Raw genomic sequence first — 22,860 nt, 5'->3', positions numbered from 1 at the left:
CCATGAGACAGACAGTGGCGATCATCGGCTGGGTCACCGGCGTCCAGGGCGTGCTCGGCTTCTTCGGGCGGACCTTCGGGGACCAGCCCTGGGGCCTGCTGCACCAGTGGTGGGAGATTCCGACCGCCGGGTACGCCGCCCTGGCCGTCCTCGGCGCGGTCCTCGCCGTGTACGGGGAGACGGGGAAGTCGGGCGCGCGGCGCTGAGCCGACGGCCGGAGTGCGGCTGGTGTGCCCGCCCGCCGGTGTGCCGCCCGGCCTGGGGCCGCTCGGTGGGCCCGGCGGTTACGCGATGTGGTCGGCGGCCAGCTGCGCCTGGTAGCGCTTCTTGAACTCGGGCAGCAGGCGGCGCAGCAGGACGGCGCCGAGCGGGTGGCGGATGCCGTGGCGGTCGGCGAGGTGGAAGGTCAGGGCCTCGACGCTGGGCCAGTCGCTGTTCTCGTCGACGAACTGCTTGAACACCGGGTACACCAGGCGCCTGAACTCCTCGGCGTCCGGGCCGGCGATCTCCGCCGCCCCCTCGGGCACCGGCTCGGCACCGGGGGCCGGCTCGGCGTCGGGGGCGGCCGGCTGATCGGCGGGACCGGCGGGCCCGGGACCGGTGGGTCCGGCGGGCTCGGTGGGTCCGGCTTCCGCGTAGGGCGGGGCGTAACCGCGCTCGGGGGACTCCTGCGGCAGCTGCGCGGCGGCGAACCAGGGGCTCACGTGGTTGGCGGGCACCGGGACTTCGGGCTGCTCGGGCTGGAGCGGGACCTCGGGCTGGAGCGGGGCCTCGGGCTGGAACGGCGCCTCGGGCTCGGGCCCCGCCGCCTGCGGGAACCCGGGGTCCGGGACGGGGCCCGCGACCGGGCCCGCTACCGGTCCGGGCGCCTGGGCGGCCTGGGCGGGCGCGGGGGCCGGGTCCTGCCGGGGCAGGGATTCCGGCTGCGGCTGCGGCTCCGGCCGGGCCCCGGCGGTGTCGGGGTGGGCCTGGGCCGGCTGGTCGTGCTCCTGCGCGGCCCGGTGCTGCGGGAGTTCCAGTTCGGGCACCGCGCCCGTCTGCTGGAGGGGGTTCGGCGGCAGCAGGACCGGATCGATGCCCGCCGCGGCCAGGCCCGCCGGAGCGGTCTCGGCGAGCGGCACGCCGTACTTGGCCAGCCGCAGCGGCATCAGCGCCTCCACCGGCGCCCGGCGGCGCCAGGCACGGCCGAAACGGGCCTGAAGGCGGGCCTGGTAGATCAGCCGGTCCTGCTCCAGCTTGATGACCTGCTCGTAGGAGCGCAGTTCCCACAGCTTCATCCGGCGCCAGAGCCGGAACGTGGGCACCGGGGAGAGCAGCCACCGGGTGAGGCGTACCCCCTCCATGTGCTTGTCGGCCGTGATGTCGGCGATCCGGCCGATCGCGTGCCGTGCGGCCTCCACCGCGACCACGAACAGGACCGGGATCACGGCGTGCATGCCCACACCGAGCGGGTCCGGCCAGGAGGCCGCGCCGTTGAAGGCGATCGTCGCAGCCGTCAGCAGCCACGCCGTCTGCCGCAGCAGGGGGAAGGGGATGCGCAGCCAGGTCAGGAGCAGGTCGAGGGCGAGCAGGACGCAGATGCCGGCGTCGATGCCGATGGGGAAGACGAGCGAGAAGTCGCCGAATCCTTTTTTCTCGGCCAGCTCGCGCACGGCCGCGTACGAACCGGCGAAACCGATGCCGGCGATGATCACCGCACCGGTGATGACGACGCCGATGAGTATGCGGTGCGTGCGTGTCAGCTGCATCGCGGCCACCCGCGATCCCCTCCCTTTGACGTACCCGAGCGGGCAAAGCCTGGCACACGCGTTCGGAGCCCGGACCTCGGGGGAGGTCCGGGCTCCGCAAACGGTCCGGATACGGCTACTTGTTGGCCGCCGCGACCGCGGCCACCGCCTCCTTGGAGGCCTTGACCGCGTCCTCCATCAGGTCGGACGGGGTCGGGGTGGTGGCGCCCGCGTAACCCGCGCCGTTGTAGGAGACGGTGATCAGCACGTTCTCCGTACGGGTCACGATCGCCGCGTACTTGAAGTCCTCTTCCGTCTTCTTCAGGCCGTAGCTGAGGGCCGTCGACTCGTTGCCGACACCCGCCGCGGGCGAGGTCTTGAGGCCGGTGGCACCCTCGGTCGCCTTCACCTTGGCGACCTCCTTGGTGTAGTTCGCCTGGGCGCGCTGCTCACCGCTGCCGAGCGAGGGGTCCGACTCGTAGCGCAGGAGGGAGATGTCGAGCCAGCGGTACTGCGAGCCCTTGACGCCCTTGTCGTCCAGGCCGTTCCACGCGCAGCTGCCGCGGCTGTCGGTGTCGGTGGACTTGCCGGGCGTGCCCTTCTCGTTCTTCACCTCCGGCACCAGGTCCTCGACGGTGTCCCCGGTGATGGCCTTGCAGGCGTCGGGGAGCTTGGTGTACTTCGCCGGCGCGACGGTCGGCGTGGGCTTCACGGCGGGCTGCGGCGAGGAGGCGGCGGACGGTGACTGCGCGGTCGTGCCGCTCTTGCCGCTCTTGCCGTCGGAGTCCGACGAGCAGCCGGCGGCGACGAGCATCACCGGGACGGCTGCGCAGGCGAGTATGCGGGTGAGTCGCGGGGCTGATCGGTGCATGGTTCCTTCAGTCGCTTGTCGTACGGTCCGGCGGTCCTGCGGTCTACGGTTCCGACACCGTAGCCCGAGTCGCCGCGTCCGCGGGGAGGCCCCCCGGCGGTGGGCGGGCCACCGCCGCCGGGCGGGGCGGCCCGCCCGGGGGCGGCTACTCCTCGAAGCTCTCTGCGAGGTTCCGGGCCAGACCCTGGGCCTTTTCCTGCAGTTCCTTGCTGTCCGGCACCTCGGTGACCCGGGCGGGCTGCTCGCCGTACCGGATGGTCACGATGACGTTCGATGTGCGGAACACCACGCTCACGGTGCGGTGCTGCGCGGTCGAACCGGCGCGGGCGAGGACGTCGTCGAGGAACGCCGCGTCGGCGAGGTCGGCCAGTACGCGCGGTTCCAGGCCCTCGGGCGCGGGGCTGCCGGTGGCGCCGGTGGCGGGGGCGCCGGACGCCCCGGCCGTGGCGGGCTTGGTCGCGGGCCCGGTGGCCGCACCGGTCGCGGCCCCGGACGGGGACGCCTTGGCGGCGGGGGAGGGCGTGGCGGTCGGGGCCGGCGGGGCGGTGGCGGGGAGGTCGGCGGCGGCCTCCTTGTCCGCGTACACCTGCTGGGCGCGGTCGTCGTCGCTGACGGCGGGGTCGTAGGAGACGACGCGCTCGAAGTCGATGGTGAGCTGGTGGGAGGCGTCGGGGCCGTCGGTCTTCCAGCTGCAACCGGCGCGGCGGTCGGTGTCGTACGTCACGGTGGCGGTGCCGCGGTAGACGCGTTCGCGCTGCTGCTCGGGCAGCAGGGCGGCGCCGGGCAGGAGGTCCTTGAGCGTGGCGCGCTGGACTGAGCGGCAGGGCTCCAGGAGCGTGCGGTACTTGCCCGGCCGGGCGACGGGCCCTGAGGGGTCGCCCGGCTTGGAGTCGGCCGCGGCTCCGTCCTGGCCGGAACCGGCGCTGCAGCCGGTGAGGCCGGTGACGGCGGCGGTGAGTGCCGCGAGGAGTGCGGCCACGCCGGGTACGTACGCCCTTCGCTGCACGGTCCCGGGCTCCTTTCGCTCTGGTGCCGGCCGGGCCGGCCGGTGCCGGCCGCCGGCTGTTCCCCGGGGAAAACGGGTTGCCGCCCGTCGTCGGCCGATGGACACAATGTGTATCGCACGCGCCGCCGTCGATGCCGGTCCGCTGTCTCTTTCGCGGGCCTTGGTGCCGGTTTTTGCGCTTTCATACTTGTCGGGGGAATTGAGGAACCATGTCGTACGTAGAGGTGCCCGGGGCGAAGGTCCCGATCCGCATGTGGACCGATCCCTCGACCGTGGAGGACGGGGCGATGCGGCAGCTGCAGAACGTCGCCACCCTGCCGTGGATCAAGGGCCTGGCCGTGATGCCGGACGTGCACTACGGCAAGGGCGCCACGGTCGGCTCGGTGATCGCGATGCACGGGGCGGTGTGCCCGGCGGCGGTCGGTGTCGACATCGGCTGCGGCATGTCGGCGGTGAAGACGTCCCTCACGGCCAACGACCTGCCCGGCGACCTCTCCCGGCTGCGCTCGAAGATCGAGCAGGCCATTCCGGTGGGGCGCGGCATGCACGACACCATGGTCGACCCCGGCCGGCTGCACGGCTTCCCGACGGCGGGCTGGGACGACTTCTGGTCGCGGTTCGACGGGGTGGCGGACGCTGTGAGGTTCCGCCGGGACCGGGCGGCCAAGCAGATGGGGTCGCTGGGATCGGGCAACCACTTCATCGAGTTCTGCCTCGACGAGACGGGTGCGGTCTGGCTGATGCTCCACTCCGGTTCCCGGAACATCGGCAAGGAGCTGGCCGAGTACCACATCGGCGAGGCGCAGAAGCTGCCGCACAACCAGGGGCTGGTCGACCGCGACCTCGCCGTCTTCGTCGCGGACACCCCGCAGATGGCGGCGTACCGCAACGACCTGTTCTGGGCGCAGGAGTACGCCAAGTACAACCGCGCGATCATGATGGCGCTCTTCCAGGACGTCGTCCGCAAGGAGTTCAAGAAGGCCCGGGTCACCTTCGACCAGGTCATCTCCTGCCACCACAACTACGTGGCGGAGGAGCGGTACGACGGGATGGACCTGCTGGTCACGCGGAAGGGCGCGATCCGTGCGGGCTCCGGCGACTTCGGGATCATCCCGGGCTCGATGGGCACCGGTTCGTACATCGTCAAGGGTCTCGGCAACGACGCGTCCTTCAACTCGGCCTCGCACGGCGCGGGCCGGAAGATGAGCCGCAGCGCCGCCAAGCGGCGGTTCACGACGCGGGACCTGGAGGACCAGACGCGGGGCGTGGAGTGCCGCAAGGACTCCGGTGTCGTGGACGAGATCCCCGGTGCGTACAAGCCGATCGAGAAGGTCATCGACCAGCAGCGCGACCTGGTGCAGGTGGTGGCCAAGCTCAAGCAGGTCGTGTGCGTGAAGGGCTGAGGGTACGCGCGAGGGGGTGACCCCCCGGACGACGTGCAGGGCACCGGACGTCCGGGGCCCGGGCGGGGAGGGCCCCGGCGGATGTCACCGCCGGGGCCCTTCACCGTGCCGCGGGGCCCTGTGGCGGCCGTGCGGCGGGCGTGCGGCGGTCACAGCTCGCGGTGGACCTTGGTGTTGGAGGCCTGGGCGCGGGGGCGGACGACCAGGAGGTCGATGTTGACGTGGGCGGGGCGGGTGACCGCCCAGGTGATGGTGTCGGCGACGTCGTCGGCGCTGAGGGGGTCGGGGACGCCCGCGTAGACCTTGGCGGCCTTCTCGGTGTCGCCGCGGAAGCGGGTGGTGGCGAACTCGTCGGTCCTGACCATGCCGGGCGCGACCTCGATGACGCGGACCGGGGTGCCGACGATCTCGAGGCGAAGGGTCTCGGCGAGGACGCGGGCGCCGTTCTTGGCGGCGACGTAACCCGCGCCGCCCTCGTAGGTGGCGTGGCCGGCGGTCGAGGAGACGACCACCACGGTGCCCGCGCCGCTCGCGGTCAGGGCGGGGAGCAGCGCCTGGGTCATGTGGAGCGTGCCGATGACGTTGACCTCGTACATCCAGCGCCAGTCGGCGGGGTCGCCGGTGGCGACGGGGTCGGCTCCGAGGGCGCCGCCCGCGTTGTTGACGAGGACGTCGCAGCGCTCCAGGGACGCCGCGAAGGCGTCGACGGCCGCGCGGTCGGTGACGTCGAGGGCGTACGCCGTGGCCCGGTGGCCGGCGGCGGTGAGCTCGGCGGCGAGGGCCTCGACGCGGTCCTTGCGGCGGGCGGTGAGGACGACGTGGTGACCGGCCGCGGCGAGCTGCCGCGCCGTGGCGGCGCCGATGCCGCTGCTCGCGCCGGTCACGACGGCGACGGGCGGGCCGGTCAGGTCGGGCGGGCCGGCGGGGGTGGCGGCGGTCATGGCGGTACTCCTCGCGCGTGTGAGCGAACGGCCGGTGAGCGGCCAGCATATGGGCCGCGAAGATCCCGTCGGAGCGGCGGGGGAGACGGCTCCTTTCCGGTCATATAGGTATGTTCTGGTCATGTTTGCGATGTGCAGGGGCCTGCTGGTGATGTCCGTCGCCGTGGCGGCGGTACTGGGCGCGGGCGGCGGTGCGGCGGGAAGGGTGGCGCCGGAGGCGGACGTGTCGCACCACGGGCACGTCACCTATGCGGACGGGCGGCTCGACATCGTGCTGCTGAGCGAGAACCGGGGGCCGTCGGCGGTCGAGGACACGACGGTCCGGCTGGCCTTCTCGGTCGCGCCGGCCGCCGGGCACGTACTGCCGGGCGGGTGCGTACGGGCCGGTGAGCGGGAGGTGCTGTGCTCCACCGGGCCGCTGCGGGTGGACGGCACCCGGCGCGAGACGGTGCTGGGCCTGCCCGTCGCGGGCGCGGTGCCGGCGCCGGTGCAGGAGCTGACCCTGCGGGTGTCCACGGCGTGGAACGGCGGGGCGACCGACCGGAACCCCGCCGACAACGACCACCGGGTGCTGGTCCTCGCCACCGGCGATCCGTACGTCTTCTGACGGGCGTTCCGCCGTTTGCCCGGGGCGCCGGCGGACGGGCAGACTCGGTACGTGATCATCGAACGTGCGTACGCCCACGTGGCCGCCCACGACGAGGACGCGTGGCCCTGGTCGGTGCCGTGCGTGCGGCTGCTGCTGGAGGAGGGGCTGCGCTTCACGGCGCCGGTGACCTTCCTGGTCGGGGAGAACGGCTCGGGCAAGTCGACACTGGTGGAGGCGCTGGCCGAGGGCTTCGGGCTGGACTCCTGGGGCGGTTCGCACGACTGGCGGTACGCCACCGACCGGGGCAAGTCGGTGCTGGGGGAGCGGATCCGGTTCGACGCGGCTCCCCGGGGGCGCCGCATGCTCGGCAGCAGGGCCGCCCGCAAGGGGTTCTTCCTGCGGGCCGAGACGGCGCTGGACGCGCTGGACCGTGAGGGCTTCGCGCCGGACGGGATGAGCCACGGCGAGGGCTTCCTCGCGGCGTTCCGTGGGAAGTTCCTCGAACCCGGGCTGTACGTGATGGACGAGCCGGAGGCGGCACTCTCCTTCACCTCCTGCCTCGAACTGCTCGGGCACCTGGACCAACTGGTGAAACGGGGCGGTCAGGTCGTCTGCGCCACCCATTCCCCGCTGCTGACCGCACTGCCCGGCGCGGACATCGTCGAGGTGGGGGAGCACGGGCTGCGACGGGTGGAATGGCGGGAGCTGGCGCTCGTCGACCACTGGCGCCGGTACCTCGCCGACCCCCGCGCGTACCTGCGGCACGTGCTCGAATGACCGGCCGGCGGGCCCGCGAGCGGTGTGCGGGGCGTTCCCTCCGGCCGGTGTCCGTACGGGACGGCACCTCCGGCCGGTGTCCGTCCCGCTGCGGTGAGGGTCAGTCCGTGGCCCAGGCGATGTAGCCGTCGGGGCGGACGAGCAGGGTGTCCTGCCGGTCGCGGTTCGCCCAGCTCGCCCGGAGGACCCGTCCCGGCACGGGGGTGTGGGGTCCCTGGGGTGCGGCGCCCTGCGGGGCGACGAGGACGAACTCGCCCCGCCGGAGCAGTTCGTACAGCCGGCCTTCGGTGAGCTCGATGTCCGGGGCGCGGCGGCCGGTCAGGCGGTGGGCGCCGCGCCCGGCGCCGTACGCGATGCCGATGCCGGTGATCTGGCCCATGGCCCTGGCGGCGGCGGGGCGGACGGCGTTGATGAATCCGGCGCCCAGGGCGCGGACCGTGCGCTGCAGGGGGCCGCGGGCCATGGCGAGCCGCACCAGGGTGCCGCTGCTGCGCAGCACCGTCGCGCCCACGGGGTGCCGCTCGCGGTGGTAGCTGTCGAGCAGGTCCTCGGGGTCGGAAGCCTCCCCGCGCAGGACGGAGGTGAGCTTCCAGGAGAGGTTGGCCGCGTCCTGGAGGCCGGTGTTCAGGCCCTGTCCGCCGGCCGGGGAGTGGACGTGCGCCGCGTCCCCGGCGAGGAACACGCGGCCGGTCCGGTACGCGGGGACCTGGCGCTCCTCGCTGTGGAAGCGGGAGAGCCACCGGGCGTCGTGCATCCCGAGGTCCGAGCCCAGGGTGCGGCGGGCGATCTCGCGCACCTCGTCGAGGTCGACCGGCTCGCCGTCGCCGACCTGGCGGTGGCGGTCCCAGCCCATGACGCGGTACCAGCCGTCGCCGAAGGGGGCGACGAAGGCGAAGGTGTCGCCGGAGCCGGCGGCGGCGATCAGCTCGTCCGGCGCCTCGGCCAGGCGGACGTCGGCGAGCACGATCGAGCGGATCACCGAGCGGCCGGGGAACGGCAGGCCCAGTGCCCGGCGCACGGCGCTGCGGTGGCCGTCGGCGCCGACGAGGTAGCGGGCCCGCAGCGTGGTCCCCGTCCCGTCCGCGGCCCCGACCTCGGCGGTCACCGTGTCCGCGTCCTGGTCCAGGGCGCGCAGCTCGGCGCCGTACCGGAAGTCCACGCCGGCGGCGACGGCGCGGCGCTCCAGCAGGCGCTCGACCTCGTACTGCGGGGTGATGAGCAGGAAGGGGAACCGCGAACGCAGCCGCGACAGGTCGAGCGTGAGCCTGCGGAAGAGCCGCAGCCGCGTGAGCCGGGTGCCGGTCTTCACCAGCTCGTCGGCCAGATCCCTGGCGTCGAGCAGTTCGAGCGTGCGGGCGTGCACGCCGAACGCGCGGGTCAGGTTGCTGATCCCGTGCGGTCGCCGTTCGACGACCGTGACGCTCAGGCCCGCGGAGGCGAGGTCTCCCGCGAGCAGTAGTCCCGTCGGGCCCGCGCCCACGACGATGACGTCGGTGTCCGTGCCGGCCGTGCCGTTCATGGCTGCTCCTCGGTGGTCCGGGCGGTGCGGGGACGAGGTGCGACGCGGTGCCGCGGTGTCGCGGAGCCGCGGGGGTGCCCCCCGGTGACCGTGGTCGGTCACCGTTTGCCAACGCTTGTTGGTCAACGCTTGTTGGCAACGGTAGGCCCGACCGTGCTGGCGTGTCAACGCTTGTGGGCCTACAGTTGTTGGCATGACATCGCCGCGCCGCTCGGACACCACCCGCGCCGCCATCCTCGAAGCCGCCCGGGAGCGCTTCGCCGCCGACGGGTACGAGCGCGCCACCATCCGCTCCATTGCCCGCGACGCGGGGATCGACCCCTCGATGGTGATGCGGTACTACGGCAACAAGGAGGGGCTGTTCGCCGCCGCCTCCGAGATAGACCTCCGCCTGCCCGAGGTCGGGGCCCTGCCCGCCACGCACATCGGCGCGGTCCTCGTCTCGCACTTCCTCGAACGCTGGGAGGAGGACGACGTGATGACGGGTGTGCTGCGGGTCGGCGTCACCAACGAGGCGGGCGCCGAGCGGATGCGCGACGTCTTCCGGGCGCAGCTCGGCCCCATCGCGGCCGGGGTGTGCCCCGACCCGGCCGACGCCCCGCGCCGCGCGGCGCTCGTCGCCTCCCAGATCCTCGGCATGGCCATGGCCAGGTACGTGCTGCGGCTGCCGCCGGCCGTCGGGATGACGCGCGAGGAGGTGGTCGCCTGGCTGGCGCCGACCGTGCAGCGGTACCTGACCGCGCGGGAGCCCTGATTCGTGCGGGAGCCCTGACCGCGCGGGAGCTCTGATTCGTACAGCCCTGATTCGTACAGCCCTGGATCGTGGAGCCCTTGTCCGTGTCCGCACGGTCACGCCCGGACCGCCCCCAGGGCGGACGCCTGTGCGGGCACTCCCCTGGCGGCGGTTTCCGTAGACTCCCGGCATGGTGCCAAGGAAGCGGCTGATGGCCGAGCTGTCCGGTGCGGCCCGCCGTCACATGGCCGCTTACGCCCTGTTCAACCAGGCCGTCGCCGATCACGTGGGGCTGCACCCCACCGACGTGCAGTGCCTCAACCTGCTCGCCCTGGAGCGGGAACCCGTCACCACCGGCCGGATCGCCGGGCTGACCGGGCTCACCACCGGCTCCGCGACCCGGCTCGTCGACCGGCTGGAGCGGGCCGGGTATGTCACGCGCGAGCGCGACGCCCGGGACCGGCGACGGGTGCTGGTGGCCACCGTGCCCGAGCGGATGGCCGAGCTCGGCGCGCTGTGGGAGCGGCTGAACGCCCCCTGGGAGGCGATGTTCGACGCCTACACCGATGAGCAGCTGGCCTTCCTCACCACCCACATGCGGCGCACCGTCGAGCTAGGCGCCGCGCAGATCGAGCGGCTCCGCGCGGAGCCGCCCGCCGGCCGGGCCGCGTCCGCGTCCGAGTCCGCGAAGTCCCGCCCGGCCCGCGGCGCCCCGGACACGACCTAGGCCGCCGCGCCGCCGAACTCGCGCAGCGCGTTCTCCACGATCGCCTCCAGCCGGGCGTGGTGCGCGCCGCGCCAGTACACCCGGTCGCACTCCGTGCACTGCGCGAAGACGTCGTACGTACGTCGCGTCCCCTGCTCCAACCGCTCGCGCACCGCGTCCTTGTCGGCGTCGGTGAGCGGGCCGTTGCAGGCGGTGCAGCGCTTCCAGGGGGCGAGCTGCGGGGCGAACCGCTCCAGCACGTCCCGCAACTGCTCGTCCGGCTGGTCGCTGTAGATGTACGCGCCCGCCCACAGTTCGCGCCGCCGCAGCAGTCCCCGGTCGCGCGAGAGGAGCACCCGCCGCTCCCGCGCCGACCAGGCGGCCAGCGCCGGGTCGCCGATGTCCTCGCTCTCGTACGCCGCGTCCACGCCGAGCAGCCGCAGCCGGCGGGCCAGGGTGCCGAGGTGGACGTCGAGCAGGAACCGGAGCGGCGCCCCGGGCACCGGCTGGGGCCGCTCGACGCCCAGCACCTCGACGTGCTCGCCCGCCGCCGGGACGTGCGCGGGCGTGACCGGCCGACCGTCCACCAGCAGCCGGCCCGCCTCGGTGAGGGGGACGCCGAGCGACTCGACGACGTGGCCGAGGGTCGACGCCCCGTCGGTGACCACGGCGGAGCGGCCGGCCCGGTGCCGGGCGGCGACGAAGAGCCCGAGGCGGGGCGCGAAACTGATGTGGATCTCCGGTCCGTTCACGGGGTTCAGCATGCCACCGGGCGCGACGGACCAGCCAGGAGTTTCCGCGCCCCCGGCTCAGCCGCGGAAGGCGCCGGCGTGGTCGGCCGCCCACCGGGCGAAGGTCCGGGCCGGGCGGCCGGTCAGCTCCTCCACGGTCCGGGTCAGCGGCACCGGCCCCGCCGCGCAGGCGCTCCAGTGGTCGAGCAGCGCGTCGGCGAACTCCGCCGGCACGTACGGCGCGACCGACGCCTTCCACTCCTCCGGCGTGACGGTGCCGATGCCGATCCGCCGCCCGGCGGCCCGCCCGATGATCGTCAGCTGCTCGGCGAAGGTGAGGGCCTCGGGGCCGGTCAGGACGTACGAGGAGCCGCGCAGCCGGTCGTCGGTCAGCGCGGTGTACGCCACGGCCGCGACGTCCGCCTCGTGGATCGGGTCACCGACCGCCTCCGGGTACGGGAGGTCCACGACGCCCGCCGTCCGTATCGCGGGTGCCCACTGCAGGGCGTTGGTCGCGAACGCGCCCGGCTGGAGGTATGTGACGTCGAACGAGCCGTCGGCCGACGCGGCGGCCAGCGCCCTCTCGACGGCGAGATGGGAGGCGGCGATCGGGTTGGCCTCGGCGTCGGGCGACAGGACGGAACTGGAGGAGAGCAGCACGATGTGCCGGACCCCGGCGGCGCGGGCCTCGGCGGCGAACGCGTCGGCGTGCCGCGGGTCGGCGTACAGGAACACGGAGTCGGCGCCGTCGAGGGCGGCGGGGAACGTCCCGGGATCGCCCAGGTCGCACCGGACGGTCGCGACACCGGCGGGCGGGGTGAGGCCGGTGGGGTCCGCCGAGCCGGCCCGCACCCGGACGCCGTGGCCGTGGAGGAGGTCGATCAGGGCGGAGCCGACGCGGCCCCGGCTCCCGGTGACGAGGAGGGTCATGGTGGGCGTGCTCCTTGAGGGTGCGGCGGCCGGCGGCCGCGAAGTCATCTGCGTCACGCATTAGCTGCGCTACGCAGATGAATATCCGTGCTGCGGGGCGGCGGGTCAACCCGATTACGCCCCCGCCGCCCTGCCGTCGTCGTGCCCCTGCGCCTACGCCACGACCCGGAAGTGCGTCGTCACCGGGCCGCCGTCCGGCTCCACCACGTGGAACGCCACTCCGGGCGGAGCCGTCCTGTGCGTGACGCCGTCCCCGCTCTCCCACGGCAGGCGCAGCGTCGAGACGACGCCCGGCGCCACCAGCAGCGGGCGGCCCGCGAAGGTCGTGGCCGCCGGCGTGTGGGCGTGGCCGGTCAGTACGGCCCGCACCTGGGGCCGCCCCTCCAGCACGGTGGCGAACCGGTCCGCGTCCGCGAGATTCAGGGAGTCGATGTACGGGTGGTGCAGGAGGGTCGGCGGGTGGTGGAACGCCACGAGCGCCGGGACCCCTCGGGCCGGCCCGTCCAGGGTGCGGGCCAGCCAGTCGAGCGTCTCGTCGCCGAGGAGGCCCGCGTCCTCGCCCGGGACGGTCGAGTCGCACAGCAGCAGCGCGTGCCCGGCCACGTGGTGGAGCCGGTTGACCGGCCCGGTGCCCCCCTCGGTGTCGCCCAGCAGCCCCTTGCGGTACGCGGCGCGCTCGTCGTGGTTGCCCGGGCAGGTGAGGACGGGGACGTCCAGGGTGCCCAGCAGGCGCGCCGCCTCGGCGTACTCGCCGGGTGCGCCGTGATCGGCGATGTCGCCCGTGACCAGGACCGCGTCGGGCCGTTGCGTCATGCTCCGGAGGTACGCGACGACGCGGGCGGACCGCTCCGTCGCGCGTTCCGTGCCGTCGAGATGCAGGTCGCTGATGTGGGCCAGCAGCATGGGAGAGCCCCCTCCGGTGGCGGCGCCGGGCGGCACCTAATGGTTTGTCGACCCTAAGCCATTAACTCGCCGGTGGAGGGCCCGCCTTGAGATCCAGCCGCCAGTCGTTGGTGCGCAGCAGGTGACCCGGCGGATACTCGAAGTCGCGCTCTCCCAGCAGCGCGAAGCCCGCCTTCCGGCACACCGCGTTCGACGCGCCGTTGTCCACGGAGGGGAAGGCGTGCAGGTAGCGGTGCTTGCGCGCCGCACGGGCCCGGTCCACCACGGCCGCCGTGGCCGCGGTCGCCACCCCTCGCCCCTGGAAACCGCCCAGGACCGTCCAGCCGGTCTCGTAGACCCGTATGCCGTCCCAGGTCTGCTCCCAGAACCCGATCACGCCCACCGGCACCTCCTCCGGCAGCAGGACGATCCGGAACATCCGCCCCGCGCCCGTCCGGTCCCCGCTCAGGTCGACGTACCGCTGGTGCCGTTTGACCAGCTGCTCCTCGGTCTCGGGACCCCCCAGGTGCTCCATCAGCTCCGGCGCGTTGACGGCCCGGAGGAGGTCGAGGTCCCGCTCCGACCACGCCTCGATACGTACCGGTGACACATCGCTTCCCATGGCGGCACTCTAGGGCGGGCCTCCGACACCGGAGGGGCTGCCGGCGACCGCCGGACGGGCCGCCGCCGGGCAATGCCGGGCGCGCTGACGCGGCCCCCGGTGCCGTCGCGTCTCCCGGGTCATTCCGTCCCGCTCCGCCATACCGCACTGGAGGCCTTCGTGCGACCCTTCTTGTTAAACTGACAGGAACCGAAGTGCGGTGTTGCCCATGCAAGTTGACGAGTGGTCACCCACACCCGTGCTGCTGACGGTGGACCTGGTGATCCTGACGCTGCGTGAGGGGCGGTTGTGCGTCCTGCTCGTGGAGCGGGGCGAGGATCCCTTCCAAGGCATGCCGGCTCTGCCCGGCGGATTCCTCGGGCACGCCGGTGAGGAGATCCTGGACGCCGCCCATCGTGAGCTGAGCGAGGAAACCGCTCTCGTCGCCGAGTGTGTGCACCTCGAGCAACTGGCCGTCTACGGGGCGACCGGCCGTGATCCTCGCGGGCGGGTCGTCTCCGTGGCGCATCTGGCGATCGCGCCGGGACTCCCCGAACCGGTCGCGGGAACGGACGCCTCGGATGCCGCCTGGGTCCCCGTGGAGGCCGTGCTGTCCGGTGCGGTGGAACTGGCCTTCGACCACCGCCGCATCGTGACGGACGGGGTCGAACGGGCGCGTACCAAGCTCGAACACTCGGCGCTCGCCACGGCGTTCTGCGCGGAACTCTTCACCATCACCGAGTTGCAGCAGGTGTACGAGGCGGTCTGGGGAACCGAGCTCGACACCCGCAATTTCTACCGGAAGGTCCAGGCCGTCAAGGGATTCATCGTCCCCGCCGGCCCGGCGCGCAGGACCACGGGAGGACGGCCCGCGCGGCTGTACCGGGCCGGGCCGAGGACGGTGCTGTACCCGCCGCTGATCCGGCCCGTGCCGTCCGCGGAGGAACCCGTGCCGTCCGCGGAGGAACCCGCACCGTCCGCACCGGAACAGGACGCGAAACAGGAAGGGGAGTAGATGTCGAAAGACCTGGTGGTGATCCTCACCGCCCTCAACCTCGAGTACCAGGCCGTACGCCGGAGACTGGCCGCTCCGCAGGTGCACCGGCACGCGCGCGGGACGCGGTTCGAGGTGGGAACCGTGCAGGGCACGTCATGCCGTGTCGCGCTCGGTCTCACGAACAAGGGGAACCATTCCGCCGCGGTGATCGCCGAGCGGGCCATCCAGGAGTTCTCGCCGATGGCCGTGTTCTTCGTCGGCGTCGCCGGCGCCCTGTGGGACAGCGCGAGGCTGGGCGACGTCGTGATGGCGACCCACGTGTACGCCTACCACGGCGGGACCAGCGAGGACGACGGCCTCAAGGCCCGTCCCCGGGCGTGGGAGGCGCCGCACGGCATCAGCCAGCTCGGCTCGCACGTGGCCCGCATGGACGACTGGGCCGACGACACACCCGGCCGCAGGAGCGCGCCACAGGTGCGGTTCGGCGCCATCGCCGCCGGCGAGATCGTCCAGAACTCGAGGATCTCGGCCGAGGCCCGGTGGATCCGGCAGCACTACAACGACGCGCTCGCGATCGAGATGGAGGCCGCCGGTGTGGCGCAGGCCGGTCATCTCAGCGGGGCGCCGGTGGCCATCATCCGGGGCATCAGCGACCGGGCGGACGGCACGAAGAACAGCGCCAAGGACCGCGACCGGCAGCCACGGGCCGCGGCGAACGCGGCGGCGTTCGCCACCCGGCTCGCCGTGGAACTGGTCGCAGAACAGGAGGGGACCGCCATGTCCCAGGCGGACGGGGCCCGTACGGCCGACCGGCCCGGAGGGCACGTCAGCAACACCGCCCATCACAGCACCGTCGGCATCATGGCCGGCACGGTCGAGGAGAGCACGGTCCACATGAACGCGGTACCGAAGGCGGCCGCTCCGGCCGGCCTGCTCGGGGAACTGGACGGGTTCCGTGAGCACCTGAGGCGTCACCACGCCGAGGGCGCCCTGGACGACGACACCTACGGAGAGGCGCTGGCCGAGCTGGGCTTCGCCCGCCGGGCGGCGGGGGAGAGCGGCCCCGGATCGCCCAAGAGGGCGGTGATGGCGCTCAAGAGGTTACGCGGCCTGGTCGCGGAGTGCCCCGAGCTGGTGGCCACGCTGGCACCGCTGGTCCGTGCGGCGGGAGGCATGGCATGAACGACGGCATCCACGTCACGCACCATTCGGCCGCGTACGACTCCACGGTCGGGATCCAGGCCGAGACCGTACACAACTCCAACGTCTACTTCGTCCACCCCGACGCGTCGCCCCAGGAGAAGTACAGGGTCGGTGTGCGGTTCCTGGAGGACGGCATCCCCAGCCGGGCCCGGGACATGATCAGCGACGCGATCGCCCACGGACACGACAACGCGGAGGTCCGCTTCCACTGGGTCCTCGCCATGCTCAGTGCGCGCGCCTACCACGACCTCAGCACCGAGGAAGTGCAGCGGCTGCACCACGCCTCCGGGCTCGTACGGACCTACGCCGAGGGGGAGTGGAAGGACGCCCTGCGCGTCGCCTTCGCCCTGCTGGCGATGCTCGGCACCGCGGACGGCGAACCGGCACGCGTACTGGAGCGGCTGCGGGCCCTGTCGCCCGGTCGGCGTGACGCGCTCCTCCACCACCTCGACCTGGTGCTCACCGGAGGGCTGAAGGACAGCCTGTGGGCCGAGAACCGGGAGCGGGCCACGGCGGCCCGCTTCGGCAACGACCGGGCCAAGAGGGTCTGGGCCTACTTCGAACCCGACCCCATCGGGCCGCGGGCCCTGCCGCCCCGTCCGAGCACCGCGGCCGCCGCCCGGGCGGCCCTCCCGATCCGGGCCGGCCTGTTCGTCGCCGTCACCGCGTTCCTCTGGATCCTGGCGCTGATCTCGGACCCGGCCGCGGCGATCGTCGAGCTGCTGGTGGCGCTGGGGGCCGGCCTGACAGCGGCCCACTTCGGCCGCCTCTGGTCGTACCGGGAGCACCGGCGGAAGGCCGACGAGCAGGAGCCCCCGAACCCGTACGCGGGTGATCCCGCCGCCATGGGGGACGGGTTCACCAACCGCGTCCGTCACGCGTTCGACCACTACTTCGGCAACCGCGTGCCCCACGGGCTCGCCCCGCACGACTGGCTCGCCCACACGGCCGCGATCCGCGAGGGCCTCGTCACCGAGATCGCGCTGCTCTACCGCGAGAGCCGCATCGGCGTGGACCGGGTGAACTGGCTGATCCGCCATCTCGCCGAGGACGCCCGGGACCGCCACAACAGCGGCACCCTGTTCGACCACCCCCACCGGCACCGCACGCCCGCGCCGGCGAAGGCGCTGTGCGTGCTCGCCCTCGCCGCCCTCGGCCTCACCGCCCTGTCCCTGCTCGGAACGGTGGCCTCGGGCGGGGACGGGTCGCGGATGCTGCTGGCCCTGCTGGCCGTGGTCGGCGCGGTCTGGTCCGGACGCGAGGCCGCGTCCTCGTGGCTGGAGGCCCAGGGGGAGGAGCGCCGACTGGCCGAGGAGACCCGGGAGTACGAGGAGCGGCTGGCCGCGCGGCAGAACGCCTACCAGGCCTGGAAGTCGTACCTCGACACCACCCGCCCCAGTGAGCAGGAGATGGAGACCTGGCTCACCTGCGACAAGACGCTGTTCGTCGACGAGGCACTCCGCCACTACCAGCTCGGCTGGCGCGACCTGATCACCCACACCCTCCTGGTGACACCCGCACGCCCCTACAAGCGCGGGCGGGTGAGAGGCGGCCCCTGGCGGTACTCCCGCTACAGCTTCCGCCTCTTCCTGATCACCCAGGACGGGGTGCGGGAGATCAGCACCGAGATCGACTTCACCGACGCGCGGCGGGGGAACGAGCAGCGCAGCAACTACCGGTTCGACGCGCTGTCCTCGGTGCAGGTCACGGAACGCGCCGACACCGGCTACGACCTGGAACTCGTCCTCACCAACGGACCGGCCAGGAACATTCGCGTCAAGGACGCCGACACCCACCAACTGGCACCGGACGAAAGCCCCCGGGAGATCGCCGAGATCAACCTCAACGCGGCGGGTTTCATCCACACCTTCCGCCTCCTGGAAGGCATCGCGGCGGACGGGAAGGGCTGGATCGAACGGAACAATCCCAACAACCTGCCGCCCTTCCATGCTGCCGACTGAGTCGTCCGTGCCCGCGGAACGGGCCGGGGCCGGGGCGCCGGAGCCCTGCGCCCCGCCCGCTCGCCGCCCCGGCCGGGACCCGGTCCCGGCAGTGGCCGCGGCCACCGCGGAGGACGTCACCGAGAGCAGAGTGCTGCTGGCCGAGTACGACCGGATCAAGGAGGAGCAGAAGACCCGCATAGGCTTCCGCGACAACCTGCTCTACTTCACGCTCGCCGCGTCCACCGCGGTCCTGGCGCTCACCGTCGAGAGCGGACAGACCCACCTGCTGCTCGCGGTTCCCGTGATCTGCCTGGTCCTGGGCTGGACGTACCTGGTCAACGACGAGAAGATCTCGGCGGTCGGACACTACATCCGGGACCGGCTGGGACCGCGGCTGGCGGAGCTCAGCGGCGCCCCCGGCGCGGTGTTCGGCTGGGAGGTCTACCACCGTGACGACGCGCGCCGCACCACGCGCAAGCGCCTGCAGACCGCCGTGGACCTCTTCACGTACCTGGTCCTGCCGATGATCTGCCTGGCCGCGTTCTGGTGCTCGCCCGCCGTCCGGCCCCTCCTGGTGATCGTCTCCCTCGCGCAGACGCTCGCCCTGGCCGTACTGGGCTGGCAGTTCCTGCGCTACGCGGAGCACTAGGGCGCTTCTTTCAGATCTTGCCGGGCTCGCGTGCCCTGGCACGCGCGTCTGCGGCGTTGTCGTCGGTCGCCAATGTCCCCCGTAGCCCTTCGGACACGGGAGGTGCCCCCACCGCAGTGGCTCCTCCCCCTGCCTTCGGCGGGGGGACCCCCACCTCCGCCTTGCATCCGCCCGCACCAGACCCCGCTCCCTGAGCCGGCCTGATCCAAAAGAAGCGCCCTAGACCGTGCCCGCCCGGTGGCCGGCGGCCGGCGGAGGGCCGGAGCGGCTCGGCCCGCCGGCCCTCAGGGCCAGACCAGGCAGTACGGCTGGTGCCCCGCCTCGTGGAGGCGGACGGAGAAGTCCTGCCACTCGTGGAGCAGCTGGTACACGTTGAACGCGTCCCGCGGCCCGCCGCGGTCCGGGACGGTCGACCATATGAAGGCCGCCGCGCCCACCGACTCCTCGCCGATGCCCCGCAGCGGGTCGACCACGGTCATGGGGAGCTTGACCACCGCGTAGTCGGGGTGCAGCACGACCAGCTCCAGCGGGGGGACCTTGTGCAGCGGCATCCCCTGGATGCCGGTGAGCACCATCGCGGCTATGGTCTCCGGCTTGATCTTGGTGAACATGCCGCCCATGCCCAGTTCGTCGCCGCCCAGCTCCTCGGGCCGCATCGAGATCGGTACGCGGGCGGCGGTGGCGCCGTTGGGCGCGCCGAAGTACTTGTAGGTCACCCCCATGCCCCGGCCACCCCCGCTTCCGCTCCCGACCGGGCCGACCGGGCCCAGGGCGGCTCTGTCCTGCTCGCGCCGGTGCTTCCCCCGACGGGCACGCTCAGGACCCAGGTCGTCGGTCCCCTCGCCCAGTCCGCCACCGCGATGCATATCTCCACCCGACTGCTGTTTGGGTAGCACAGCCCCCGCCGCGCAACCCGATCATCGTGACAGTGACCTCCCCCACGGACGTGTGGTGAAACACCTGTCCGCAAGAACGTCCGGGCCTCTGACACCATGGATTCCGTGAGCATTCCCTTTGACGCCCCAGTTTCGCAGACCCGGAGGTCCGGCGCCTCGTCGTAAACAACGTCGCGGACAGGCGGGCCGTTCAAGGAGGGCTCACACCCTCGCCCCGGCCGCCATGCCCGAGCATTGCTGCCGTCAATTCGTTCTCGCAGGTCAGGACCAACGTGCCGTATTCATACGAAGCCCCAGTCTCACAGACGCTCTTCGACCGCGCGTCCCTCGTGACGCCCGGCGGCGTGAACTCTCCCGTACGTGCCTTCCGGGCCGTGGGTGGTACGCCCCGGTTCATGGTGTCCGGTACGGGTCCGTACCTCACGGACGCGGACGGGCGGGAGTACGTCGACCTCGTCTGCTCCTGGGGGCCCATGATCCTCGGCCACTCGCACCCCGAGGTGATCGCCGCCGTGCAGGAGGCGGTCTCCCGGGGCACGTCCTTCGGTACGCCCGGTGAGGGCGAGGTCGCGCTCGCCGAGGAGATCGTCGCCCGCGTGGCGCCGGTCGAGCAGGTGCGGCTGGTGTCGTCGGGCACCGAGGCCACCATGTCGGCGATCCGGCTGGCCCGCGGCTTCACCGGCCGCGCCAAGGTCGTGAAGTTCGCCGGCTGCTACCACGGGCACGTGGACGCGCTGCTGGCCGCCGCCGGCTCCGGGGTCGCCACCTTCGGCCTGCCGGACACGCCCGGCGTCACCGGCGCGCAGGCGGGCGACACGATCGTCCTGCCGTACAACGACCTGGACGCCGTGCGCCGGGCGTTCGCCGCGCACCCCGGCGAGATCGCCTGTGTGATCACCGAGGCGTCGCCCGGCAACATGGGTGTGGTCCCGCCCCGCGACGGCTTCAACCAGGGTCTGAAGGACCTGTGCGCCGAGAACGGGGCGCTGTACGTCTCCGACGAGGTCATGACCGGCTTCCGCACGTCGAAGGCCGGCTGGTACGGCGTCGACGGCGTCACGCCCGACCTGATGACCTTCGGCAAGGTGATGGGCGGCGGCTTCCCGGCCGCCGCGTTCGGCGGCCGCGCCGACGTGATGGCGCACCTGGCCCCGGCCGGCCCGGTCTACCAGGCGGGCACCCTGTCCGGGAACCCGGTCGCCACGGCGGCCGGCCTCGCGCAGCTGCGGCTGCTGGACGACGCCGCGTACGAGAAGGTGAACGCGGTCTCGCGCGAGATCCAGGGCCTGGTGTCCGAGGCGCTGACCAAGGAGGGCGTGGTCCACCGCCTCCAGACGGCGAGCAACATGTTCTCCGTCTTCTTCACCGGCGCCGAGGTCGTGAACTACGACGACGCGAAGAAGCAGGAGGCGTTCCGCTTCACCGCGTTCTTCCACTCGATGCTGGCGCAGGGCGTCTACCTGCCGCCGTCCGCGTTCGAGTCGTGGTTCGTCTCCACGGCGCACGACGAGCGCGCGGTGGAGCGGATCGCCGCCGCGCTGCCGGCCGCCGCGCGTGCCGCCGCGGAGGCCACGGCATGAGCACCACGGGCAACGACGACATCACCGTCGTCCACCTCATGCGCCACGGCGAGGTGCACAACCCCGACGGGGTCCTCTACGGCCGGCGGGCGGGCTACCACCTGTCGGAGCTGGGCCGGCGGATGGCCGACCGGGTGGCCGAGCACCTGGCTGACCGGGACGTCACGCACGTCGTCGCCTCCCCGCTGGAGCGCGCGCAGGAGACGGCCCAGCCGATCGCCAAGTCGCACGGGCTGGACCTCGCCACCGACGCGCGGCTGATCGAGGCGGGCAACGTCTTCGAGGGCAAGACGTTCGGCGTGGGCGACGGCGCGCTGCGCCGGCCGTCCAACTGGCGGCACCTGACCAACCCGTTCCGTCCTTCGTGGGGCGAGCCGTACATCGACCAGGTCGTACGGATGATGGGCGCGCTGAACGCGGCGCGCGACGCGGCCCGCGGGCACGAGGCGGTCTGCGTCAGCCACCAGCTGCCGATCTGGATCGTCCGGAGCTTCGTGGAGCGGCGGCGGCTGTGGCACGACCCGCGCCGCCGGCAGTGCACGCTCGCGTCCCTGACCACCTTCACCTACCGGGGTGACCGGATCGTCTCGGTCGGTTACAGCGAGCCGGCGCGGGACCTGGTGCCGCCGCACCTGCTGGCGGGTGCCAAGCCGGCCAAGGGCAAGGGCAACTCCAAGGCGTTCGGCGCCTGAAACGCGATCCGCCGGGGCGCACGGGCGCCCCGGCGGGCGCGCAGCGGCGGGTAATCGCCTCGTTACGCAGAAGATTATGTGGTAATCGCGGGAACCGTCCTCCCGCCGTATCCCTCTCCCTCAATGCCGGTTTGGAAGGTATGTCCGGCATCGAGCGAGCGCGGATGGGGACGATATGCGCGGGATCAGTCGAAGGGGCCTCCTGGGAGCCGGTGTCGGAGCGGCGGCCGCGATCGGAGTCGGCGGATGCGGTCTCGTCGGCTCGGACGAGCCCGCGGACCGGTCCGGCAAGGGCGGTGGCCGGAAGGGCGCGGACGATCCCGGCCCCGGCAAGGTGGAGGGGCGTCCCATCGGCGACGGCTCCACCTCGGACACCGGAAAGCAGCCGAACCAGCCCGACAAGCCCGTCCCGCTGGAGCCCGGGCAGACCCCGCCGCAGTTCGTGATCTTTTCCTGGGACGGTGCGGGCGAGGTCGGCAACGGTCTCTTCCCGCGCTTTCTGGAACTCGCCAAGAACCACGACGCGGGCATGACCTTCTTCCTCTCCGGGCTCTACCTGCTGCCGGAATCGAAGCAGACCCTCTACCGCCCGCCGAACAACCGCACCGGCGCCTCCGACATCGGCTACCTCACCGACGACCACATCAAGCAGACGCTGAAGTACGTCCGCCAGGCATGGCTCGACGGACACGAGATAGGCACCCACTTCAACGGCCACTTCTGCGCCGGCTCCGGCTCGGTCGAGAAGTGGACCCCCGCGGACTGGCAGAGCGAAATCGACCAGGCGGTGAAATTCGTCACCGAATGGAAGACCATCAGCGGCTGGACCGACCTCGAACCGCTGCCCTTCGACTACCGCAAGGAACTCGTCGGCGCCCGCACCCCCTGCCTCCTCGGCCAGGACAACCTGCTGCCGACCGCCCGCAAGCTGGGCTGGCGCTACGACGCCAGCTCGCCCGGCGGCCACCAGAAGTGGCCCGTCAAGCGCCAGGGGCTGTGGGACCTGCCGCTCCAGCAGATCCCCTTCCCGGGCCGGTCCTTCGAAGTCCTCTCCATGGACTACAACATCCTCGCCAACCAGTCGCAGAACACCACCAAGGGCATGCCCTCGCGCTATCCGGAATGGAAGAAGCAGGCCGCCGAGGCCTACCTCGCCGGATTCCGGCGCGCCTACGAGTCGAATCGCGCGCCCTTCTACATCGGCAACCACTTCGAGCAGTGGAACGGCGGCATCTACATGGACGCCGTCGAAGAGGCGCTCAAGGGCATGGCCGGGAAGAAGGACGTACGGCTGGTGTCGTTCAAGCAGTTCTGCGACTGGCTCGACGTCCAGGACCCGAAGATCCTCGACAAGCTGCGCACGCTCGAAGTCGGCCAATCGCCCGCCGGCGGCTGGAACAGCTTCCTTAAGTCCGCCTGACATCGGGCTTCACGGACAGCCAGGGGGGCGCGCAAGATCCCCGGAACGCACATGCGAAACTTTT

General features: G+C 72.6%; 23 protein-coding genes. 13 read left to right on the top strand and 10 right to left on the bottom strand.

All coding sequences use genetic code 11. From position 1 onward, the window contains the following. The first annotated feature begins 2 nt into the window (after positions 1 to 2). Positions 3 to 206: a hypothetical protein gene (locus A4V12_RS16400; RefSeq protein WP_064070074.1), complete on the top strand. Its 204-nt coding sequence runs from the start codon at positions 3 to 5 to the stop codon at positions 204 to 206. A gap of 78 nt (positions 207 to 284) precedes the next feature. On the opposite strand, the gene A4V12_RS16395 is transcribed toward A4V12_RS16400, so the two are convergent. The 3 genes from A4V12_RS16395 to A4V12_RS16385 form a co-directional block, all read right to left on the bottom strand. Then, on the bottom strand, positions 285 to 1,757 hold the full coding sequence (locus A4V12_RS16395; protein ID WP_064070073.1) for a DUF2637 domain-containing protein: 1,473 nt from the start codon (positions 1,755 to 1,757) through the stop codon (positions 285 to 287). Between the two features lie 106 nt (positions 1,758 to 1,863). Further along, positions 1,864 to 2,598, bottom strand: coding sequence for a DUF3558 family protein (locus A4V12_RS16390; RefSeq protein ID WP_064070072.1), 735 nt, complete (start codon positions 2,596 to 2,598; stop codon positions 1,864 to 1,866). A gap of 145 nt (positions 2,599 to 2,743) precedes the next feature. After that, positions 2,744 to 3,604, bottom strand: a complete 861-nt coding sequence (locus A4V12_RS16385) for a hypothetical protein (RefSeq protein WP_064070071.1) — start codon at positions 3,602 to 3,604, stop codon at positions 2,744 to 2,746. A gap of 209 nt (positions 3,605 to 3,813) precedes the next feature. On the opposite strand from A4V12_RS16385, the gene A4V12_RS16380 reads away from it, so the two are divergent. Next, positions 3,814 to 5,007, top strand: a complete 1,194-nt coding sequence (locus tag A4V12_RS16380; protein WP_064070070.1) for an RtcB family protein — start codon at positions 3,814 to 3,816, stop codon at positions 5,005 to 5,007. Positions 5,008 to 5,156: 149 nt separating this feature from the next. Here A4V12_RS16380 and A4V12_RS16375 read toward each other — a convergent pair whose 3' ends face one another. Next, positions 5,157 to 5,948 (bottom strand): SDR family NAD(P)-dependent oxidoreductase, encoded by a 792-nt coding sequence (locus tag A4V12_RS16375; protein WP_064070069.1) that lies wholly within the window; start codon positions 5,946 to 5,948, stop codon positions 5,157 to 5,159. Between the two features lie 121 nt (positions 5,949 to 6,069). Here A4V12_RS16375 and A4V12_RS16370 point away from each other — a divergent pair, with 121 nt between their 5' ends. After that, positions 6,070 to 6,555, top strand: a complete 486-nt coding sequence (locus A4V12_RS16370) for a hypothetical protein (RefSeq protein ID WP_107415417.1) — start codon at positions 6,070 to 6,072, stop codon at positions 6,553 to 6,555. A 51-nt stretch (positions 6,556 to 6,606) separates the two neighbouring features. Further along, complete coding sequence (locus tag A4V12_RS16365; protein ID WP_064070068.1) at positions 6,607 to 7,314, top strand: AAA family ATPase; 708 nt, start codon at positions 6,607 to 6,609, stop codon at positions 7,312 to 7,314. Between the two features lie 100 nt (positions 7,315 to 7,414). Here the strand turns inward: A4V12_RS16365 and A4V12_RS16360 are convergent, their stop codons facing one another. Then, a complete protein-coding gene (locus A4V12_RS16360) occupies positions 7,415 to 8,833 on the bottom strand; it encodes an FAD-dependent oxidoreductase (protein WP_064070067.1) in 1,419 nt (472 codons plus the stop codon). Positions 8,834 to 9,026: 193 nt separating this feature from the next. Here A4V12_RS16360 and A4V12_RS16355 point away from each other — a divergent pair, with 193 nt between their 5' ends. Together A4V12_RS16355 and A4V12_RS16350 are read left to right on the top strand one after the other, a co-directional pair. Beyond that, positions 9,027 to 9,587, top strand: a complete 561-nt coding sequence (locus tag A4V12_RS16355) for a TetR family transcriptional regulator (RefSeq protein WP_064070066.1) — start codon at positions 9,027 to 9,029, stop codon at positions 9,585 to 9,587. A gap of 169 nt (positions 9,588 to 9,756) precedes the next feature. Continuing rightward, a complete protein-coding gene (locus A4V12_RS16350; protein WP_079137073.1) occupies positions 9,757 to 10,293 on the top strand; it encodes a MarR family winged helix-turn-helix transcriptional regulator in 537 nt (178 codons plus the stop codon). On the opposite strand, the gene A4V12_RS16345 is transcribed toward A4V12_RS16350, so the two are convergent. From A4V12_RS16345 to A4V12_RS16330, 4 genes are all read right to left on the bottom strand, one after another. Continuing rightward, positions 10,290 to 11,024, bottom strand: coding sequence for a Mut7-C RNAse domain-containing protein (locus tag A4V12_RS16345; protein ID WP_064070124.1), 735 nt, complete (start codon positions 11,022 to 11,024; stop codon positions 10,290 to 10,292). The genes A4V12_RS16350 and A4V12_RS16345 overlap by 4 nt on opposite strands. A gap of 57 nt (positions 11,025 to 11,081) precedes the next feature. Further along, on the bottom strand, positions 11,082 to 11,933 hold the full coding sequence (locus A4V12_RS16340; RefSeq protein ID WP_064070065.1) for an NAD(P)H-binding protein: 852 nt from the start codon (positions 11,931 to 11,933) through the stop codon (positions 11,082 to 11,084). A 153-nt stretch (positions 11,934 to 12,086) separates the two neighbouring features. After that, a complete protein-coding gene (locus tag A4V12_RS16335) occupies positions 12,087 to 12,836 on the bottom strand; it encodes a phosphodiesterase (RefSeq protein WP_064070064.1) in 750 nt (249 codons plus the stop codon). 61 nt (positions 12,837 to 12,897) lie between these two features. Beyond that, entirely contained in the window at positions 12,898 to 13,437 is a 540-nt protein-coding gene (locus A4V12_RS16330) for a GNAT family N-acetyltransferase (RefSeq protein ID WP_064070063.1), read from the bottom strand. Positions 13,438 to 13,645: 208 nt separating this feature from the next. Here A4V12_RS16330 and A4V12_RS16325 point away from each other — a divergent pair, with 208 nt between their 5' ends. The 4 genes from A4V12_RS16325 to A4V12_RS16310 all read left to right on the top strand — a co-directional run bounded on the left by A4V12_RS16325 (position 13,646) and on the right by A4V12_RS16310 (position 18,208). After that, a complete protein-coding gene (locus A4V12_RS16325) occupies positions 13,646 to 14,431 on the top strand; it encodes an NUDIX hydrolase (RefSeq protein WP_079137072.1) in 786 nt (261 codons plus the stop codon). Continuing rightward, positions 14,432 to 15,595: a 5'-methylthioadenosine/S-adenosylhomocysteine nucleosidase gene (locus A4V12_RS16320; RefSeq protein WP_064070061.1), complete on the top strand. Its 1,164-nt coding sequence runs from the start codon at positions 14,432 to 14,434 to the stop codon at positions 15,593 to 15,595. It begins immediately after the preceding gene. Beyond that, complete coding sequence (locus tag A4V12_RS16315; RefSeq protein WP_199831302.1) at positions 15,592 to 17,577, top strand: hypothetical protein; 1,986 nt, start codon at positions 15,592 to 15,594, stop codon at positions 17,575 to 17,577. Before A4V12_RS16320 ends, A4V12_RS16315 begins: the two co-directional genes overlap by 4 nt. Positions 17,578 to 17,668: 91 nt before the next feature. After that, entirely contained in the window at positions 17,669 to 18,208 is a 540-nt protein-coding gene (locus A4V12_RS16310) for a hypothetical protein (RefSeq protein WP_064070060.1), read from the top strand. A 284-nt stretch (positions 18,209 to 18,492) separates the two neighbouring features. On the opposite strand, the gene A4V12_RS16305 is transcribed toward A4V12_RS16310, so the two are convergent. Further along, positions 18,493 to 19,074, bottom strand: coding sequence for a hypothetical protein (locus A4V12_RS16305; protein ID WP_199831301.1), 582 nt, complete (start codon positions 19,072 to 19,074; stop codon positions 18,493 to 18,495). A gap of 302 nt (positions 19,075 to 19,376) precedes the next feature. Between A4V12_RS16305 and hemL the strand changes: the two genes are divergently transcribed. The 3 genes from hemL (at position 19,377) to A4V12_RS16290 (ending at position 22,796) form a co-directional block, all read left to right on the top strand. Then, on the top strand, positions 19,377 to 20,684 hold the full coding sequence (hemL, locus tag A4V12_RS16300) for a glutamate-1-semialdehyde 2,1-aminomutase (RefSeq protein WP_079137071.1): 1,308 nt from the start codon (positions 19,377 to 19,379) through the stop codon (positions 20,682 to 20,684). Beyond that, positions 20,681 to 21,376, top strand: a complete 696-nt coding sequence (locus tag A4V12_RS16295; RefSeq protein WP_064070057.1) for a histidine phosphatase family protein — start codon at positions 20,681 to 20,683, stop codon at positions 21,374 to 21,376. Before hemL ends, A4V12_RS16295 begins: the two co-directional genes overlap by 4 nt. Positions 21,377 to 21,551: 175 nt before the next feature. Beyond that, positions 21,552 to 22,796, top strand: a complete 1,245-nt coding sequence (locus A4V12_RS16290; protein WP_064070056.1) for a hypothetical protein — start codon at positions 21,552 to 21,554, stop codon at positions 22,794 to 22,796. The last annotated feature ends 64 nt before the right edge of the window (positions 22,797 to 22,860 follow it).

The organism is Streptomyces noursei (genome assembly GCF_001646665.1).
Classification (GTDB): Bacteria; Actinomycetota; Actinomycetes; order Streptomycetales; family Streptomycetaceae; genus Streptomyces; species Streptomyces lavendulocolor.
The sequence above is the reverse complement of the archived record's forward strand: the minus strand, read 5'-3'. Positions and strand labels throughout refer to the sequence as shown.